This window comes from Nitrosospira sp. TNL300 (genome assembly GCF_055385915.1).
The window spans coordinates 714,762-733,683 of the sequence record NZ_AP041005.1; the positions used below are offsets into that span (position 1 = coordinate 714,762).

General features: G+C 52.4%; 15 protein-coding genes, 1 other RNA gene, 1 pseudogene and 1 riboswitch. Of the genes and pseudogenes, 8 read left to right on the top strand and 9 right to left on the bottom strand.

Features of this window, described 5'->3' with window-relative positions; genetic code table 11:
- Nucleotides 1–93 precede the first annotated feature (93 nt).
- A complete protein-coding gene (locus ACZ5BW_RS03255) occupies nt 94–1,461 on the bottom strand; it encodes a cytochrome C (RefSeq protein WP_464542470.1) in 1,368 nt (455 codons plus the stop codon).
- Between the two features lie 73 nt (nt 1,462–1,534).
- Here ACZ5BW_RS03255 and ACZ5BW_RS03260 point away from each other — a divergent pair, with 73 nt between their 5' ends.
- The 4 genes from ACZ5BW_RS03260 to ACZ5BW_RS03275 all read left to right on the top strand — a co-directional run bounded on the left by ACZ5BW_RS03260 (nt 1,535) and on the right by ACZ5BW_RS03275 (nt 3,502).
- The gene (locus ACZ5BW_RS03260; protein WP_464542472.1) at nt 1,535–1,828 is read left to right on the top strand and encodes a hypothetical protein; all 294 of its coding nucleotides are present in this window, start codon (nt 1,535–1,537) and stop codon (nt 1,826–1,828) included.
- 114 nt (nt 1,829–1,942) lie between these two features.
- Entirely contained in the window at nt 1,943–2,545 is a 603-nt protein-coding gene (locus tag ACZ5BW_RS03265) for a hypothetical protein (RefSeq protein ID WP_464542474.1), read from the top strand.
- 37 nt (nt 2,546–2,582) lie between these two features.
- Nucleotides 2,583–3,002, top strand: a complete 420-nt coding sequence (locus tag ACZ5BW_RS03270; RefSeq protein ID WP_464542476.1) for an aldehyde dehydrogenase family protein — start codon at nt 2,583–2,585, stop codon at nt 3,000–3,002.
- A 26-nt stretch (nt 3,003–3,028) separates the two neighbouring features.
- On the top strand, nt 3,029–3,502 hold the full coding sequence (locus ACZ5BW_RS03275; protein WP_464542478.1) for a MaoC family dehydratase: 474 nt from the start codon (nt 3,029–3,031) through the stop codon (nt 3,500–3,502).
- Nucleotides 3,503–4,300: 798 nt separating this feature from the next.
- Here the strand turns inward: ACZ5BW_RS03275 and ACZ5BW_RS03280 are convergent.
- Nucleotides 4,301–5,058 (bottom strand): IS5 family transposase gene (locus ACZ5BW_RS03280; protein WP_464542480.1). Its coding sequence is split into 2 segments (ribosomal slippage): nt 4,301–4,725 and nt 4,725–5,058, totalling 759 coding nucleotides; the frame shifts between segments, so codons are not numbered across the junction.
- A gap of 567 nt (nt 5,059–5,625) precedes the next feature.
- Here ACZ5BW_RS03280 and ACZ5BW_RS03285 point away from each other — a divergent pair.
- Nucleotides 5,626–6,771 carry an HAF repeat-containing protein gene (locus tag ACZ5BW_RS03285; RefSeq protein ID WP_464542482.1) on the top strand — a complete coding sequence of 382 codons (1,146 nt, stop codon included), beginning with the start codon at nt 5,626–5,628 and terminating at the stop codon, nt 6,769–6,771.
- Here the strand turns inward: ACZ5BW_RS03285 and ACZ5BW_RS03290 are convergent.
- From ACZ5BW_RS03290 to ACZ5BW_RS03320, 7 genes and pseudogenes are all read right to left on the bottom strand, one after another.
- Nucleotides 6,768–7,512, bottom strand: a pseudogene (locus tag ACZ5BW_RS03290) (IS5 family transposase). The gene ACZ5BW_RS03285 and the pseudogene ACZ5BW_RS03290 overlap by 4 nt on opposite strands.
- Before the next feature lie 76 nt (nt 7,513–7,588).
- A complete protein-coding gene (locus ACZ5BW_RS03295) occupies nt 7,589–7,888 on the bottom strand; it encodes a hypothetical protein (RefSeq protein ID WP_464542484.1) in 300 nt (99 codons plus the stop codon).
- A 168-nt stretch (nt 7,889–8,056) separates the two neighbouring features.
- Nucleotides 8,057–9,550 carry an amidohydrolase family protein gene (locus tag ACZ5BW_RS03300; protein WP_464542486.1) on the bottom strand — a complete coding sequence of 498 codons (1,494 nt, stop codon included), beginning with the start codon at nt 9,548–9,550 and terminating at the stop codon, nt 8,057–8,059.
- A gap of 44 nt (nt 9,551–9,594) precedes the next feature.
- Nucleotides 9,595–9,963 carry a hypothetical protein gene (locus ACZ5BW_RS03305; RefSeq protein ID WP_464542489.1) on the bottom strand — a complete coding sequence of 123 codons (369 nt, stop codon included), beginning with the start codon at nt 9,961–9,963 and terminating at the stop codon, nt 9,595–9,597.
- A gap of 413 nt (nt 9,964–10,376) precedes the next feature.
- Nucleotides 10,377–10,556, bottom strand: a non-coding RNA gene (ssrS, locus tag ACZ5BW_RS03310) — 6S RNA.
- A gap of 80 nt (nt 10,557–10,636) precedes the next feature.
- Nucleotides 10,637–10,951 (bottom strand): cell division protein ZapA, encoded by a 315-nt coding sequence (locus tag ACZ5BW_RS03315; protein WP_464542492.1) that lies wholly within the window; start codon nt 10,949–10,951, stop codon nt 10,637–10,639.
- Nucleotides 10,948–11,148: a hypothetical protein gene (locus ACZ5BW_RS03320; protein ID WP_464542494.1), complete on the bottom strand. Its 201-nt coding sequence runs from the start codon at nt 11,146–11,148 to the stop codon at nt 10,948–10,950. The genes ACZ5BW_RS03315 and ACZ5BW_RS03320 overlap by 4 nt, the downstream gene beginning before the upstream one ends.
- Before the next feature lie 151 nt (nt 11,149–11,299).
- A riboswitch (cobalamin riboswitch) is annotated at nt 11,300–11,537 on the top strand.
- A gap of 108 nt (nt 11,538–11,645) precedes the next feature.
- On the opposite strand from ACZ5BW_RS03320, the gene ACZ5BW_RS03325 reads away from it, so the two are divergent.
- From ACZ5BW_RS03325 to ACZ5BW_RS03335, 3 genes are all read left to right on the top strand, one after another.
- Nucleotides 11,646–13,712, top strand: a complete 2,067-nt coding sequence (locus ACZ5BW_RS03325; protein WP_464542497.1) for a TonB-dependent receptor — start codon at nt 11,646–11,648, stop codon at nt 13,710–13,712.
- Between the two features lie 317 nt (nt 13,713–14,029).
- Nucleotides 14,030–15,883, top strand: coding sequence for an ABC transporter transmembrane domain-containing protein (locus ACZ5BW_RS03330; RefSeq protein ID WP_464542499.1), 1,854 nt, complete (start codon nt 14,030–14,032; stop codon nt 15,881–15,883).
- Nucleotides 15,884–16,568: 685 nt separating this feature from the next.
- The gene (locus tag ACZ5BW_RS03335) at nt 16,569–18,638 is read left to right on the top strand and encodes a putative bifunctional diguanylate cyclase/phosphodiesterase (RefSeq protein ID WP_464542501.1); all 2,070 of its coding nucleotides are present in this window, start codon (nt 16,569–16,571) and stop codon (nt 18,636–18,638) included.
- The last annotated feature ends 284 nt before the right edge of the window (nt 18,639–18,922 follow it).

Here is an 18,922-nt window from a genome sequence, read left to right on the forward strand (position 1 = left end):
GCCAGGAGCTGATCGCCGAACCCGTTGGCGAGACGCAGGTTAAAAATGCGAGCCCCTTGCCGCTCGCACCGGGAGATTTATCCAGGAATTCTCTTAGAACGCCATCCAGCCGTTCAGATATACCGTATCGTTACCGGGCGCATTGCGGGAGAAGCCGTCATAATTGCGAAAACCTCCGTTGAACTGGAAGTAATGAATGTACTGCGCCGTAAGTTTGAGGTTCGCAAACGTGGACAGGACGGAAGTACTCTTGCCGAATGGGATATAGCTCACCTCGACCGTAAATGCCTGACTATTCGGCTTGCCTGATAAACTGCCGTTAACAGGATCGGGAGAGTATATGACATTATCCCGTGTCCCCGAGGTCTGGGCATAAGCCAAATTGAGCGAATAAGTCTGGAGGAAGGTATATCCGCTTCTGACGCGAACCACGTCCAGGCTGCCATGTCTTTTTTCTGCAAATCCCAATCCCGCGCTGGCATTCAGGTCGCGGTGCTCCCGGATGTAAGTGGCGTTGAGTTCAAGGATATGCTTGGGATTCGCCAGATATTGGTAGGTGGCGTCAAACCCGAAATCGGTGTACTGGTCGATACCCGCACCTTGAATCCGCTGTGGATTGGCATTCGCTCTCATGCCGAAGGAGCCGATGGCACCGTAATGGCCTTGCCAGTTGTTTTGTAGCGCCACCCGCCAATAAGGCGCACCGCCATCGATCCGGTTTTGTCCCGCGTCAAACGTTCCAATCCCTTGCTGAACGTTCCGCGGAAGGCTGGTGTAGCCCCCTCCCTCAACGTATAACATATCATTCCACATCGTATAGACCGTTGCACCGACGACTTGGCTGCCAAGAGATTCAATGAATAGTCCCGCAGCAGGCGTGGGGGCAAGTGGGGATGACGCCCAAGGGAAACCCCAGGCAGGGGTGGTGTTCCAGAGATCCTGAACGGTAGGGTTATTATTCACAGAAACGCCATAAACGAGGCGATTACCGGCCAGGTTGGCGTAATTCGCAAAACGGATATCGGTGTTATCGAGTGCTCCCGTATTGCTTACGCCATCATAGGTCCCCTGCGCGAAAGCGCCGATCTTGGACGTAATGCGGCCAGCATAAAAAATCGAGGCTTCGTCGATAGTTGCGTTATTGTTGGGGCCGAAGCGGTCAGCCGCCCCGCCAGGTTGGCCGTTATTGGTATGTGTAAACGAGCCGCGTATCATGCCGGCGATCGGGATGAATTTGGTTCTATCGGGGTTCACATCGGTGTAACCGGATAGCTTGAAATTGCGTCCGATAGACGTAAGGAGCGGTCCAAAAGCCTGCACATGGCACGTGCTGCACGGCATGCTGGTCTGGCGCGCAAAGCTGGGCACCGCTTTGACTTCGGCGCTTGATAGCGTAATGAGTATCCCCACCAGGATAAGAACGAGAGAAATAACGCTTCTGGAGATGATCATTTCTCGCATCAGGCGGCTCCAGCACTAAATACTCGAGTGGACTATAGAACTAAAGCATAGTAAATGTTGAGAAAATGTCCAATTGAATGCACTGAAATTGTGCAGCTTAACCGCATCCACCAGTGTAATGCGTGGCACGTCAAAAACGCGCAAGACCGATGTCGGCGATGCCCAATGGCTGGCAACGCTGGCGCGTGTTGGTCTGTTGAGTGGAAAAAGTGAGCGAAAAGCTTTGGAGAGGGCGTGCAGGTATTGGGCCGGGAATCGGAACGCTGTATTCAAGCCGAGCGCGCATGCGAACAGGGAGAAGAAATTGGGAAAATTGGCTGACGTAGAGTACCGGGAATTGGGCGCTTCGATTGCAATTTTGGTGTAATCGCAGCAAGCAGGGCGGTAAAATTCTCTGCTTAATCCAACATACGATACTAGAATTCTCCAATAAGAGACATCAATCTATCTGGCAGCTCAGCAAACCATTGTGGGGGTGCACATGAACACACATTCTGATTCAGCGGCGCAGACAGACCCTTCCCGGTCTTATTTAACCTTCCAGGATATTCTGGAAACGGTGAGCCATGAACCAGGGCAAGGCCACCTGCTTGAGCAAATCGAAAAAATTGTGAGGGTTCAGCAGCGGGAACGCTTGTATGTCATTCTGTCGCAAATCTCGGAAGATCAGCTCCTGCCTGTACAGGTCTTGCTCGAGCGCGACTTCCCGCAGAGAGGAAAATGCAAGTCGGCCTATAACCGCTTTCATATTCCATCCTGGAAAAGATACGACGACATCTATTGGCAATCGCTAATCGACTATACGATCCTTGCGCTTCGCACATTCAAGGAAATCGACTTCTGCGCCATTCGCGGGAAGCTCGTGTTGCAATATTTTGATATTCCTGGTGGGACGCTCCGGGTTCAGGATGTCATCCGAAGACTGGTCTGGCTGATCGATAATGGCCATTTGTCCGTCGACTTTACGCGATCCCGTTGGATGGAAAGCTGGCGTCACACTGTGGCGAGCATGAGCCGCGAGGAAATATTCACGGCTGCCGGCATCGTCGAGGTCGTCCCTAAATTGTTGCTAAGTGGAGAATAGATGCTCGGGTCAGGATCTTAGAGAGGAACGTCAACCGGTGGGGTCACTGGGTGAAGGGCCAGTCGTGTGGAACTATGAGGTCTCGGGAAAGCAGATTCTGGTCCAGTGGTTTAATTACAAAACGCTGGATGAGGCTTTCGCTAAAATTGCGTCCACGCCGCGTCCCTTGGCGGCCTTTATCTTCAGTAGAGATCAAAAAACAATCGACCGTTTTGTGGGCAAGTTGTCATTTGGAAGCGGCGCGGTGAATCAGGTCAATATTCATCTGTTCATAGAAACTATGCCGTTCGGAGGTGTCGGGCCATCAGGCACGGGTCACTATCATGGGAAGTATGGATTCGATCAGTTGAACGCTAAATCCATGCCGATCTCGCCACCGGATGTCGCTATCGACCATCTCTTTCCGCCTTATACGGAAGAAAAAGTTCGGGCATTGTCCATGTGGTTTGACTATTGAATAAGCTAGAAAATGAGGTGACAGCAATGCCCCTTCCTCGGGATGCACCACCTGCCCGTTATCTGGACGATATGAAAGTAGGGCTGCGCTTCGCTGGAGATCCACGTGTCGTGCAGGAACAAGAAATTATTGCTTTTGCCAGGCAATTCGATCCCCAACCTTTCCATATTGACGCCGCCCTGGCAAGTCAAACTTTGTTTGGCGGCCTGATCGCCAGCGGCTGGCACACGGCAGCCATGACGATGCGGTTGCTGCTTGAAGCCTTCCCTATAGGGGATGGCACGATCGGACTTGGTGGCGAAGCGGCGTGGCCCAATCCGGTGCGCGCTAATGATGCCATTCACATCGAAGGTGAAGTCAGCGCCGTCAAACCTTCACGGTCGCATGATGATCGCGGCATTGTCACGGTCCGCACTGAAACCAAAAACCAGAATGGGGAAGTCGTACAAACCTTGACAGCCAATCTTCTTGTTTTTCGCCGCAAAAGTAAATCCGCATAAAATTAGCCGTGACCCGTTCCGTTATGTCCGGCTCAATTGCCATACTTGATTTGATTACATTCAGAGATTAAGTATGAATTTAACGACTTCGGTAGACAGTTTTGATAAGTTGAACTGTTTTCCAGGAGGCGTTAAACGGCATGCACCGCATTACGGCAGATATAGTCGGGAAGCGATACGATACCAAGGCCTTTTATTGCTGCCTGTTGAAGCCCCCAACATGTTCTCACTCGTCATGCGCGGCGACAGCGGCTGTCTCCCATGAACAGTTCCCATGCCCTTAAAAATATCGTAATAAACCTGCAGTACGATGTGCGAACCAAATCCGCACAGGAGTGAACAGGTGTTTAAATACGCTGTGTATATAAGGACTAAAGAGGGTTATATCGAGCGCATGAATAACATTATTTCTAATCTAGCCTGCGATTCGAAAGAAACTTATGGTTCTTTAGCCCCCTATGTGTACGAAGAAGAGCTCGTGGGTTTTCCTGAATCGGTAGTGAACTGGGAAAAAAGTACAGGGCCCAGCGTAGGCCTAGCCCTCATTAATCCTTCTTCTCCCTCTGTTGATCACAATCCCCCGCCTTATCGGTGGGTTAGAGTCTGATCTGTCTCGGCCTTCGATTTCCCCCAGACGGACCATCAAGCCTGATTACATGGATGCTCGGTACGATACCAGCCTTCGCTGGTTCCCGGATAATTTCAAGTAGCAGCTAAGCAGGAATACAGTAATTCCCTGAAAGTGCAAGCCTCCAGGGAAGAGTGACCTGCACTATATCAGACTAGGCTCAGGACTCATTAATTGAGATAGAAGATGACGGTAGCGGCGATACAGATGGCGGAGAAGAAGGTGTGGGCGCAACGGTCATAACGCATGGCGATGCGTCGCCAGTCCTTGAGCCTGCCGAACATATTTTCTACCTTGTGGCGTTGCTTGTAGAGTTCCCTGTCGTATTCGATCTGGGTTTTACGGTTCTTCTTCGGGGGAATGCAGGGCGTAATACCCTTTTCTCTGAGGGCTGCCCTGAACCAGTCAGCATCATAGCCGCGATCCCCCAGCAACTCTTTTGCCTTGGGTAGAACAGGCAACAACAGGGCCGCACCCTTGTAATCGCTCATCTGCCCTTCGGAGAGCAGCAGGGCAACAGGCTTGCCCCTTCTGTCGCACACGGCATGGAGTTTTGAATTCAAGCCGCCCTTGGTGCGACCGATACGGCGGGGAACATCCCCTTTTTTAAAAGGCTGGCTGCCGTACGGTGCGCCTTCAGATGTGTGGCGTCAATCATTAGCCGATCGGGCGTTTCCTCTTTGCCAGCCAGTTCCGCAAAAATGCGGTTGAATATACCCATCTTGCTCCAGCGCATGAAGCGATTGTAGAGCGTCTTGTGCGGGCCGTAGCTTTTGGGAGCGTCCTTCCATTGCAGGCCGTTCTTTATCACGTAAATAATCCCGCTGAGCACCCGCAAATCATCCACACGCGCCACCCCATGGGACAAGGGAAAATAAGGCTTTATGCGGTTGAATTGTTTCTCTGACAGCATAAAAAGATCACTCATGGCAACTCCTCCTGACATAAGTGAATCACATCCGCTCACTTCCGTGAATCCCAAAATTAATAGGTCCTGAGCCTAGCAATTACACTCATAGCAACCCCTTGCTGCCATAACCGCCAAATACACGCTTTGCGTTCATCAGTCATGCCACCATATACGCCAGTCATTGCACACCTCTACAAATCAAGAATCAATAGGTGTTGCACTGACCGGTTGAATGCGCCGGTACGGTTTATCGGGGTAGGGTCAATGCGTAATGGTAGACAGGGCAAGCATAGATATAAAGTTTGGTCAGCGTTTAAGGCAGTGAAATAGATTAACGGCCAAAACGCTGCAGAATGGCCTGTATTCGTTTTCCTGCTCAGGTGGTTCCAGAGTACCGATGATCGAAAATAATCGAATTTAGGGCTTGCTGTAGCAGTCTTTAGGCTGCAGCTGGCGGTGCCACTTGGAAAACAATTTCGTGTTCCTGGACAAATCCAAATCCTCTATCTATCTTTAAGTAAAAATGTGTTTATTGCAGCCTGGCAGCCCCATCCTGTTATTGAAGTAAACAGAAGGAGATCCATCATGAAAATCACTCTTGGCTTCAAAGTCCGTGGCTTTATCCTCGCTGCAGCATTTTCTGCTGGTCTGGGTTTCGGCACCAGCGCCTCCGCACAAGAAGAAGAACGTCCATACTATTTGATCGATCTTAATAAGAAGACGGTAACCGGTTTAGGCACTTTCAACGGCGGTTACGCTTCCGCCATCAACGACGCGGGGCAGGTGGTGGGAGCGTATGGCCCGTTTTTTTTTGGTCAATATGCTTTCATCACCGGCCCCAATGGGGTGGGTATTAGAGATCTGGGCCATTTGGGCAGTGACTGGAGCTGGGCAAATGACGTCAACAGCGCAGCGCAGGTGGTGGGTAGTGCTTGGACGGAACCCGTTGTACATGCTTTTATCGCCGTCCCGGGGATGCGTATGAGAGACCTTGGCACTCTCGACGATTATCCGGGCGAGAGCCGTGCTTTGGGTATCAACGGGGCCGGGCAGGTGGTGGGTTTTTCTGCCTCGGAACACGGTTTGCATGCTTTCATCACCGGCCCCAACGGGACGGGTATGAGAGACCTTGGCACTTTGGGCGGAACAAACAGTTCTGCATCTGATATCAACGATGCTGGACAGGTGGTGGGGCAGTCTGACACGACTGAAGGTTTTAACCACGCTTTCATCACCGGCCCCAACGGGACGGGTATGAGAGACCTTGGCACTTTGGGTGGATCATTCAGTTCTGCATCTGACATCAATGCTGCCGGACAGGTGGTGGGTTTTTCTGCTTCGGAACACGGTTTGCATGCTTTCATCACCGGCTCAGACGGGATGGACATGAGAGACCTTGGCACTTTGGGCGGAACAAAGAGTTCTGCATCTGATATCAACGATGCGGGACAAGTGGTGGGAGAATCTGATACGGCTGGAGGCAAACATGCTTTCATCACCGGCGCCAATGGCACTGGCATGATGGACCTCAATTCGCTGATTACGCCGCCCGTGGGATTTTCTTGGACCTCAGCTCTCGCTATTAATAACGCAGGCCAGGTCATCGCTATCACATCGCCCATCCCGGAGCCGGACGTTTATGCGCTCGTTCTTACAGGCCTTGGCCTGGTTGGTTTCATCGCGCGGCGAAAGAAGATGAGTGGGGAGACCTTTAGGCTCAGGACGCATTAATTGAGATAGAAGATGACGGTAGCGGCGATACAGATGGCGGAGAAGAAGGTGTGGGCGCAACGGTCGTAATGCGTGGCGATGCGCCGCCAGTCCTTGAGCCTGCCGAACATATTCTCGATCCTGTGCCTTTGCCTGTAGAGGGTCTTGTCGTATTCGACCTGGATTTTGCGATTCCTTTTTGTCGGTATGCAGGGTGTTATGCCTTTAGCACGCAACGCTCCGGAACCAGTCATCGTCATAGCCGCGGTCTGCAATCACGGTTTTGGCTTTGGGCAATGAAGGCAGCAGCATGCGTGCTCCCTTGTAATCGCTCATCTGCCCTTCGGACAGGAGCATGGCCACAGGCCTGCCCTGAGCGTTGCAGACCAAATGAAGCTTTGAATTCAGGACGCCCTTCGTGCGACCGATACGGCGGGGAACATCCCCTTTTTTAACAGGCTGGCTGCCGTGCGGTGGGCTTTTAGATGCGTGGCGTCGATCATCAACTGCTCGGCCTTCTCCTCTTTACCGGCCAGTTCCGCAAAGATGTAGTTGAACACGCCCATTCGGCTCCAGCGCACGAAACGGTTATACAGCGTCTTGTGCGGCCCGTATTCCCTGGGTGCATCCTTCCATTGCAGACCATTGCGGATCACGTAAATGATCCCGCAGATCATCAACCCGCCGAACCCCGTGGGACAAGGGAAAATAAGGCTTTATACGGCTGAACTGTGTTTCGGACAGGTAAAACAGATCTCTCATAGCGCACCTCCACCATAAGTGGATCACAGCCAGCGCTGTTCGTGAATCCTCAAATTAATAGGTCCTAAGCCTAGATTCAATCGGGATCAACAAAACCGCCTTGACCTAACCGACCGCCTTCAGGCGGTTGACCACCTTTATAATTCTCGGTCTTCATCAACTCTTGCTTTGATTTCTTCTTTTCCTTTTTTTTTGCTTCGTTTGTTGCATCACTCTTATTCGAAAGCTTTTCTTCGGTTACTACCGGTTTTCGCGTATTTTCACCGTTAATATTTTGCGACTGAGCATATGCCATACTTATGGAACCCAGAAGCAGGGTGTTGATAAAAACAATTGCTTGAAGCTTTTTACTTCCAGAGGAAAAAAGATGATTCATGGCAGCTCCTTTATTTAATTCACTTCTCATTCAGATGCATTTCTACTATGGATTACGAATTTGCGATGAAGTGATCGACTTGAGTTTACTGGGTGAGTCCATTCCGCCCCTTTCATGATTAATGCATTAAGGACTAATCCAGTGTGATTTATTCAAATGATCTGGCGATCAAGGCTGGCCGGCTCCAGATAGACTGAGGAACTCGCGCCGTGTCTTTGGTCCGTAGGTAAGGAAATGTGGCTGCGGGTGTTCGAGGTAAGCAAGTCGTTCGTGCGCAATGCGGTCACGCCCGGTATATTTTTTTACTTCCTCCGGACTGATGGAATAAACCCTGGCAGCGTTGAGACCAAAAATCTTCGCTCGTAGTTGTGGAGTAATTTCCGGGTAATCGTATTTTGCACGCAACTCAGGCGCGATCTGAAAGGCGCGAAACGCCTGGATCTGGTCTTGCGGTGAACCATACCAGATAGAGTCCGTTCCCCACAGCACGTTGTCCTCTCCGCAGTACTTCAGCAGCTTTCCCAGCACGTGCGCCGCGGTTTCAGGGTCGCGCATCAGGTATCGCCAGGTACTGCCGAGCTCCGCGTAAACATTGCTGTTAGGAGGAACATCGTTGTCGATGAGTGAGCGGATCAGAGTATCGACGCCGTCATCTGCACCCCGGCCCTGGAAGGGACCCTCGGGGAAGCTCGTTACAAAACCCGAGTGGTAGACCAGAAATGCAACGTCAGGGAATCTTTTGGCTGCCACACCGATGTCGGTACATTTACTGTGCTCGTAGGATTGCTTGCCGAAAGGCAGGCCCTTGTGCACGCAGATTACTTTCACGCCGAGACTGCGCGCCTTCTCGATAAAGCGCGTTCCAGTTTCATCCGACAGAAAGTAGCCTTTTCCTTCGGGTCCGAACTGTGTGTAAGTCTTCCATGCGGATACGCCCCAGCGGTCCTTCAACTCATCCATCCGTTCCAGGTCCCCTTGCTGATTGGGATTGACGCGTCCATGCAGCAGCAGTCGGTGTGTTCCTTCCATTTTGTCGACGATCCTGCGCACTGCGTCCGCCTCCTGGATAGTAAGCGGTTCCGCATCGGGCCGCGATGGCACGAAAGAGAGCACCATCATGTCCGTGTCCGAATCAAGGAACACATCCTTGATGAACTCATCCGGTCCGAGGCACTGCAAATAGCTATGAGAACCTGGCTCCAACCCAAGGGCGCACCCGGTCTTGGGCATTTGGCTCAAAGGTTTTGCACCGGGGACAAGCTTTTGCAGCCACGCGCCTTTCGGGTTCACGAAGTGGCCTTGCACGTCAAAAATGAATTCGCCTTTATCACCGATCCCTGCCTGGGCCAGTGCAGGTTCGAGCGCGGCTTCCTTTGCCAGATCGAAAAATCCGCCTGTCCTGCCCGCGGCAGCATTCGCGGCATTGAATGCAAGAAGGGTGGAAGCGGCGCCACAAGCGGAAATGAGAAAATGCCGCCGTGAAACTCCCAGGCGTTTCGCGTTTGTGTCAGCCGTTTCGTGGGCAAGACGATTCGCGGCAAGATTTGCAGGCGATAACGGGACCGGCGCGAATTCTCCGTTGGATGTCGTGTCGAGTTTGATTGGCAGACGACTGCCATCGGGATCGAGGTCCTCAGCTGGATTCCATTTGGGTGGATTCATCTAAATACTCCGAGAAACCCCCGGCGTTCAGGCCGGGGGCAAGTTTAGAGCGGGCCGATTACGCTTTTCACCGTTCCATGCATAGGAAAGCAATGCCAGATTGTTGGTCGGTGCGGAACGGAGTTCGGTCCACTGAATTCCTCCCGTATGGCGGTGGTAGTGAAGTCGAACCCCTGATCAGTCGGAACATCAGGTAGAAAAAATCCGAAATTGGTGCCGCCAATATCGACTGACTTCAGCAGGGCGATCGATACAAGGGAGCCCAGCCTGGTTTTCTCAGTGGTTATCTCATCCGTTTTGAAATCATGTGATATCGTTCCGTCTTTATAGGTCAGTGCGATAAGACCCGGAGTGATACCGGTGGTATACTTGACCTCGATGTGGTGCCCTTTCAGAATAAATTGCTGTGCCATGATAAGCCTCCAATTGATAGGGTTTGTCAGACAGGATTAAAAAACTACCTGGGAAGCAGTCCCGTTCAAACGTATTGCCGTATAAAAGCCGCGGTGCCTGGTAGCCGGCAATGGCGGAATGGCGATTCTTGAAGAGTTGTGATGCCGTAAGTTTGTACGTTTTCACAAAGTGATTCAGCCTGATTCAACTTCAAGGTAGTACGCCGGATTGGATTTGGCAAGGTATCTAACCTTGCTTTTCGGTGACTGTGCGATCAGGCGTGAAGACGTGGGAGGCCAGTACAGCGATGGAATTCTTCCTGGGCAGATGAGCCTAGCGAAGCGTAATCCGGGGAGTCAGCGGGGTTAGATCAACCAGGGTGGAGGAGCCAACAAAAAAAGCGGCATTGCCGCTTTTTTTGCCTTTCCTGAATAAAGTCCCCGCAAATGCCGTCAGGCCGTTTATCTTGAACCTTAAGGTTCAAGGTGGTCACTTGCCGGATGCATCAGGCGCTTCCGCATGGGACGCGCACAACAGCATCGCTTTGGTTCGCAACCGTTTCTCAAAAAGTTGGTTCAAAGAATATAGACCTTAACAAACACCGCAGGGAACGACCCTTGCCACTTCCGCGGGTATTCAGCGTAACCCGCAGATGCGACATCTGTTCGGTTGCTTCAAAGACTGACTTCCGGTTTAAAACAGTTTGTCCTGCTCCGGCATGGCAGCATCGAGCATTGCCTGCATGTGATCGATTCTACGCCTAAATTCTTCCGTGTCAAAGCCTTCCTTGCTTCTCGCCTTGAGCAATTCATGGGTGATATTCAGGGCTGCCATGACGGTGATGCGCTCGGAGCCGAGTACTTTGCCACTGTCCCTGATTTCGCGCATCTTCTTGTTGAGATAGGCTACCGCTTGCAGCAACCCCTCGCGCTCTTCATCTGAGCAGCTCACTCTGAATTCCCGCCCCATGATAGTGACATCCAGGGTCTTGCCCGTGCCTGTATTCATTCTTTGCTCTCAGGAAGGCGCGCCAAAAGAACCTCGAGCCGTGAGGTAGCTGCACCTATTTTTTCCACCAATATCCGGTTGTGGCTCGTCGTAACTGCCAGTTGCTGGCGCAACTGAATATTCTCGGTGCGCAGTTGCTGGCACAAGCGTACGAATTGGGTGATTTTTTCTTCTAGAGTATCCAGTTCCGGTTCCATCAAAGCACTATAGTTTGGAAATCCTCAGTCAGTCAACTGCTAGCACGGTCTTTCGAATGTGGCTTCAGGAAAGGTGTGGAATATATGAGACAGCTCAGCTTCCAGCAAGGGTTTTAAATCATTTCGCATGATTTACTCCACGGTTCTGGTAGAATGCCGCCTCGTTTGAGGTGCCCGACCGCTTCGCGTGGTCAGGTTAAACGGGAACCAGGTCAGGGATCGATGAAGATCCCCGGATGCCTGGGCTGCCCCCGCAACGGTAAGCAGGCGTGGACGTATCAGGGAAACCCTCCAGGGTTTCCTAATGCCACTGTGAATTCTCCAGTTCATGGGAAGGCGATGCGTCAAATCCTGCGAGCCCGGATACCGGCCTCGGATGCGTATGGACATATCGCGTGGGGCGGTGTCCTGATCGATATTTCTCTCGTTCGAAGCTCCCGCGTATTTTCCTGTTTCCTTGTTCTCACGGCGGGGATACATATCCCCGGGCAATTATCATGGGTTTGTTTCGCAGGCATGTCGTGCCATGGGTCTTCATTTCCGTTCCTTCAGGGGCGTTTGCCGTGTCCGGCGATCCGGCGGAGCGATTGCTCCCGGACGTGGTCGTGACAGCAACCCGCTTCAGCGAGCCCATCGACAAGCTGCCTACCGGAGTTTCCATCGTCAATGCGGAACAGATCAGAAACAGCGCTGCCTCGACTTTACCGGAGTTGCTGCAACAATTGTCTGGCATACACACGAGAAATGTCGATGGCAGCCCCGATCCGCAGATCGATATGCGCGGATTCGGCATCACCGGCAACGAAAACACTCTGGTTTTGCTGGATGGTCAACGCATGAACGAAAATGAACTGACTGGTATTCGCTGGTCGACGATTCCTCTCGATACCATTGAGCGCATCGAAGTATTGCGCGGCAGCGGCAGCGTAGTTTATGGAGCAGGTGCTACCGGCGGTGTCATCAATATCGTTACACGCGCTGCCCGTCCCGGTCGCATATCAGGTACGGGGGGAGTTTCCTTCGGCAGTTACAGCGGCACGGAATTCAACGGAACATTCAACGCGGCAGGGAGGAACATCGGACTGGCGCTCACGGGGAATGCGTTGCGAACAGACAACTACCGCGTGAATAATGCGCTTCGTCAATCGAATCTGCAGGGCGATCTGCGTTACCGGTTCAGCAGCGGCAGGGCGTTACTGAAGTTCGGTCTGGATGATCAGAGGCTGGAACTGCCCGCCAATCGCACTGAAGCGCAGTTGCGAACCGATCGGAAAGGCACCTCGACGCCGCGCGATTTCAGCACTCGCGAAGGTGCATACGTCACGCTGAGAGGAGAGAAAGAGACGGGATTCGGTGATCTTGCCGCAGACTTTTCATTCCGGGATAACCATCGTACTGCATTATTCGACGATTACCATCTGGATGGCTTCAACTCTAAAACATTCGTCAATTCCCGCTCCGACCAGTGGCTGTTCAATCCGAGGATGAAGCTGCCATTCACGGCTTTCGGCATGGAGCACGAACTGGTACTGGGCGCGAATCTGGAATGGTGGGATTATCGATCGAGACGGTTTACCGGACCGGAAACAGTGCCAGGTTCGGCATCCGCCGATATCCCGGAAACGGATGTAGTGGCGACCCAGCAAAACCGTGCGATTTATTTTCAACAAGCCTCCACTTTACCTAAAGGTACCGTTCTCAGCCTTGGGGGGCGGTTGCATTGGGTGGATAACCGGGCGAGCGACCATCTCAATCCCGCCGCCTACGCCAGCGGCCGGCAGAGCCGTATGGTTTATGCCTATGATGCAGGTCTTCGTCACCCTCTGGGAGAAGCTTTTTCGGTTTATGGCAGATTCGGCCGCAGTTTCCGGATAGCTACGGTAGACGAAAACTTCAACCAGTTTGGCGGTCCAATGTTCGATTCCAGAGTGAAGATTCTCGAACCGCAAACTGCCCATACCGGAGAACTCGGACTGGATTACAAGCGAGAGTCCCTGCGCGCGCGCGCTTCGCTCTACCGAACCAACCTCAACAACGAAATCAGCTTCATAAACATAGACCCGTTCCTGTTCTTTGCCAACGTCAATCTGCCGCCCACGCGGCGGCAGGGTTTTGAGCTGGAAGGCTCATGGACAGTGACGAGCGCAATCGATGTATTCGGCAACTATACGTTTATCGATGCACGCTTTCGGAAGGGAGATTTTGGCGGTGTGGATGTAGCCGGCAATCTCGTTCCGCTGGTGCCGCGTCATAAGGTTTCGGCTGGCGGCACGTACCGGTTGGGTTCCAATACCCGCGCGGCAGTGGTCATGAATTATGTAGGTGAACAGGTTTTCGATAACGATCAAGCCAATACCGCCACGCGCCGTATGCCGGATTATGTCACTGTAGATCTCAAGGTGACTCATCAGATGAGGAAACTGCTGTTGAGCATGGCCGTGAACAACCTGTTTGATGAAAAGTATTTTTCCTATGCCATTCGCAATTCGGCGGGCACGAGCTTCAGCGCACTGCCTGCCCGGGAACGCAACGTCTGGCTCACGGTAAAGTATCAATTCGACTGAGCTCCCCTGAGTATCTGAGTACGCTCCGATCCGGCAGCGCCAAGCCCCCGGCTAGCACCCTCGCTGCCACTTGGCTGTATTTTCTGCGCCTCATGGCGTCGCTCTCCATGTAAATTGTCGGCCTATACGTTTGTCGCGCGCTTTATGATCATTCTGATTTCGCCAGCAACGGGTCAGAATGGGTCAGGCGGGGATTTTACAAAGGTTTCCTGAACTCTCGTCGCTTTCCACACTTTATCCGCCGCCAAGGCGAGTGCCATAATACGGCTTTTGCCGAACCTGCCGCATCTGCTTCCGCGATTCGGCCTGTACGTCTCATGCAAGACACACAAAATAGCGGCACCCGCCAATTATGCCTGCGCCTGATGAAGTACGTCGCGCCGTACTGGGATGCGCTCATCCTTGCAACAGCTTGCATGGTTGCGACAGCGGCGACCGTTCCCATGCTGGCGGCATTGGTGCAGCCGATTATGGACGAAGTTATCGCGAACAAGAACCCCGAGTTGCTGCAACTCGTGCTTCTGGGAATCATCAGCTTGTTTGCAGTGCGCGCGGTAGCCGGACACCTCGCGACTTACGTACTCCATTGGGCAGGCAGCAAGCTGGTGGCGGATCTGCTCTGCGAGATATTCGACAAGCTGCTTGTATTGCCGCATTCGTATTACGAATCCTGCCCCGGCAGCAATCACATTTCGGTCGATTATGTCTCCAGGATAACATCCGATGCCCCGGAAGTGGCGCGCGCTTTTGTCAAGGTGGTGACGGTGATGATCAAAGACACCTTCACTGTCATTGGTTTGCTTGCATGGATGTTTTATCTCAACTGGGCGCTTGCCTTGCTGGTTTTATTGATGTCATCCGTGATTCTGCTGGTCACGCAACTGCTTGGAGAACAACTGCGCGAGATGGGACGGGAAAGCGGGCGAGCGATGGAGGGCCTCACCCGGATTCTGAAGGGCTCTGCAGTGAATTTCATGGTGGTCAAGCTCTATGGCGGCGAGCAGTATGAGAACCGGCGCATGAGAGAGCAGGCGGAGGAGACACGCCGATTTTTCATGAAACGGGTTGCTGTTGCCTCTCTTTATGTTCCTTTGATACAAACCATCGGTGCTGCTGCCGTAGCGCTCACCCTCTATTTCGCCGCAAGTGAGGCAGTTGCCGGTGAAATCACGGCAGGAAGCTTTGCTTCTCTTATCGCGGCCATTCTGCTGCTGATTGCTCCCGCGAAGCGAATGGCTGAAGTGGGGGAAACGCTCCAACGCGGGCTGCTCGCGGCTGGAAGCCTGTTTTCATTACTTGACGGAGAGGTGGAGCCGGAGACAGGAACCATCGTTATTCAGCGGGCACGCGGGGAGCTGCAATTCGAGGAGGTCGGTTACGGCGAGCCTGCGGAGCGGAATCCAGGCGCCTCGTTAAAGGTTCATTCCCTGGCGGGTTCCGATCCGGCGGCAGCAGGGGGGAGTGGACTTCATCCCGGATTGCGCGACGTTACCTTGATCATTCAGCCCGGTGAGACAGTGGCGGTGGTGGGTTGCGCGGAAACCATGGATGTACTTACCTGTATGGTGCCGCGTTTCCTCAATCCCACATCCGGGAGAATTCTTCTGGACGGGCATGATCTCAGGAACATCACGCTGGCGAGCTTGCGAGCCAATATTGCATTGGTATCTCCGCACGCGGCGCTGTTCAATGACACTGTCGCGGCGAATATTGCATATGGTTCAATGGGGCGCGCCACCGAAGCACGGATTACATGGGCAGCTCGCGCCGCTCACGCATCCGAGTTCATCCGGAGGCTGCCGGATGGGTTGCAGACCGTGGTCGGGCAGGATGGCGTGGAACTTCCCGTCAGCCAGCGGCTGCGCATCGCCGTTGCGCGGGCGCTTCTGAAAAATGCGCCTCTATTGATCCTGAACGAGAAGCTTGGAATGATGGAGCCGGAGGCGGTACCTCTTGTGCAGGCAGCGTTGGATACCGCGATGCAAGGCCGTACCACGCTCGTTATTGCAGATCGTTTATCCACGCTGGAGAAAGCAGACCAGGTTGTCATGGTGGACAAAGAGCGCATCGTGGAGAGGGGTTCACATCGAGAGTTGATGGCAAGAGATGGAGCTTATATCCGCCTGGTTCGCAGATTATTTGGTTCAAAAGCCGCAGTGGCAGCCCGGTGACTTGTGAGCAGATCATGAGGGTTCTATTTGCCATCGCCAGTTGTTGATCAGAAGCCCAAATAGCTTATTGATCAACGGACCAAACACTCCGGCAAATAAGTAAGATTAGGTCGCCTGCTAAAGGCAGTCCCCCGACATTTCATTATGTCCCCTTTTGACCGGTTGATCCAGGAACTCGATCTCGCCTTGCACCTGGAGCGCCTGGCATATGTCATTTTCCTGCTATCGTCATATTGGTAGGTCTGTCGGTAGTTTGAGTCAATACGTATCAGACAAGGAAAACGAGCGGTCGGCTGACATGTGAGAACTGATGACCGCCTGAGCGCCGTATGTCATCTCGAATGCCGGTCGGCATCGGAAGCTGGAGAAAGTGAGGTTACGAACAGAACTTTGAACACTTTGGAGTTATTGTGCGTTTAGGCAAAAAATGTCCTGCTCTTCTTATTGAATTCTGTATCCAGCCGGATGTAGATACTCCTTCACTAGTTTCGTAACCGGTTTTTCCAATCAAAAGCTCCAACTATTTGAGTCAGCGAGCAAACAGTACGAACGTCATATCGGCTGAAGCCGGTATCAAGTGATGTTCAAAGCATGCCATTGTTGGACGTGGGCTGGATTCCGGATCAATCGTTCCGATCAGAAGGAGGAAAGGACAGATAGACATAGATAAGAGAAATGAAAAGGCATGAAAAAAGAGTCTGAATTGAATAACTCACTCCCCGTGCTGAAAGCAGCGATAGAGGCAACCGTTGACGGTCTTCTGGTGACAGATGAGCGGGGCAAGGTGCTTTGCTACAACCAGCTTTACGTGGATATGTGGCCCATTCCAAGTGAGCTCCTGACTCATGCGAGCCATCACGCAATCCTCGGATATTGTGCAGGGCAATTAAGAGATCCCGAGCGATTCCTGCGTTCAATCGAGGAAATTTATGCGACTTTGGCGCCAGAAAGCTTTGATGTCTTTGAATTTCGCGATGGACGGATATTTGAGCGATGTGCAAAAGTCAAAACTCTGGAAGGATTTACCGTCGTGCTCGTTTGGAGTTTCAGGGACATTACTGAACGGAGGCAGGGGGAGAGCTACAAAGCGCAGCTAGCGGCAATCGTCGAGTCCTCGAACGATGCAATCATTGTAAAGGATCTAAACGGCATTATTACCAGTTGGAATGGTGCGGCAGAAGAGCTTTTTGGGTATCGTTCCAGTGAAATAATAGGCTCTTCCGTCTTGACACTGATTCCACCCGACCGCCTGGAGGAAGAGAATAGAATCATGAGCCTCATCAAGAGCGGGAAACGCACGGATCATTTTGAGACCGTGCGATGGAGAAAGGGCAAGAAACCGGTTGATGTCTCCGTCACGATATCGCCGATGAAGGATAGCGCCGGCAACATCATTGGTGCATCGAAGATTGCGCGGGATATCACTCAGCGCAAGGAATCACAAGAACGTATCGAATATCTCGCCCATTACGACTCGCTGACCGGGCTGCCCAACCGGGCATTGCTTGCTGACCGCATGAGGATCGCGATCGAGAACGCTAGCCGATATTTCTTCCGGCTGGCGTTACTATTCGTGGACCTCGATCGCTTCAAGCTGATCAACGATTCGCTCGGTCATGAGATCGGCGACAAGCTGCTTAAGGCGGTTGCAGGACGTATGCAGTCTGCGGTTCGCCAAACCGATACAGTCAGTCGGCTAGGAGGTGACGAGTTTATTGTCCTGCTAGGTCAGATTCATACAGCTACGGACGCAGCGCGAGTCGCCGAGAAGCTTGTTGCAGCCTTGTCTCAGCCCTATCAAATAGAACAGCATAAACTCTTGTTGACTGCGAGCATCGGGATCAGCATTTATCCGGATAGCGGTAAGGACGCCAGCAGCTTGATGCGCAATGCTGACGCCTCGATGTATTCGGCCAAAGGGGATGGCAGGAACCGCTATCAGTTCTATTCTGAAGACTTGGCTTCTACCTCAGTCGAGCGGCTCAGCCTTGAACATGATCTGCGCGGCGCTCTTGCGCGTGACGAAATTTTCCCGGTATATCAGCCACAGATAGAGCTTGCTACCGGACGCGTCGTAGGTGCGGAGGCACTCATGCGCTGGGAACGCCTTGGGCAGGGATTAGTCTCGCCTGCGAGCTTTATTCCTGTAGCCGAGGACAGCGGTTTAATTCTGTCTCTCGGTGAGCACATCCTGAGGGAATCCTGCCTGCAGGCACGCCAGTGGCATGAGCAGCAGGGATTTGAGGGAACAATTGCAGTAAATGTTTCAGCAGTGCAATTCCGCCAGAATGACTTCACAGATGTTGTACTGCGCGCACTTGCAGATACCGGCCTTTCGCCAGAGTGCCTGGAACTCGAGGTAACCGAAAGTGTCGTGATGCATGGAGTGGAATCGGTCGCACAGAAAATGCGTATCCTGGAATCTCACGGTATAAAACTGGCTATTGATGATTTCGGTACCGGCTATTCCAGTTTGTCATATTTACGGCAGTTTGCCATCGACCGGCTGAAAATAGATCAATGCTTCGTTCGTGATCTCCCCGAGAACACCGACGCCAAAGCTATTATTTGCGCCATTGTGGCAATGGGACTCAGCCTTGGCTTACGTGTAATAGCGGAAGGTGTAGAGACAGAAGCGCAAGCTCGCTTTCTTCAAGACATCAATTGCGCGGAAAGCCAAGGTTATCTATACGCGAAGCCCATGATGGCAAATGATTTTGAAGCCTGGCTAAAAAGCAGGAAGCCGGGTTTTTAGATGCTCGCACTACCATTCGTTAATCCCTCTGTGGGTGAGATCACTTTTTAAGCATTAACTATAGATAGGCAAAAAGAGGAATTTATCCCGTACATGCCGAACAGGATGTTGTTTTCAGTTCGAGATGACTGCGTTCACTCTCCACAATATAGTGCGTGAGCAAGGCAATTCTGATTGAGGAAGAAGGCCAACGTTTCTGGCAGTTTTGAAGGAAGAAAAGCTGGAACTGCTTTATGTCGAGTTCCCAGTGGAGCAGGGGACTTTATCCAGATAACCGCGACGTT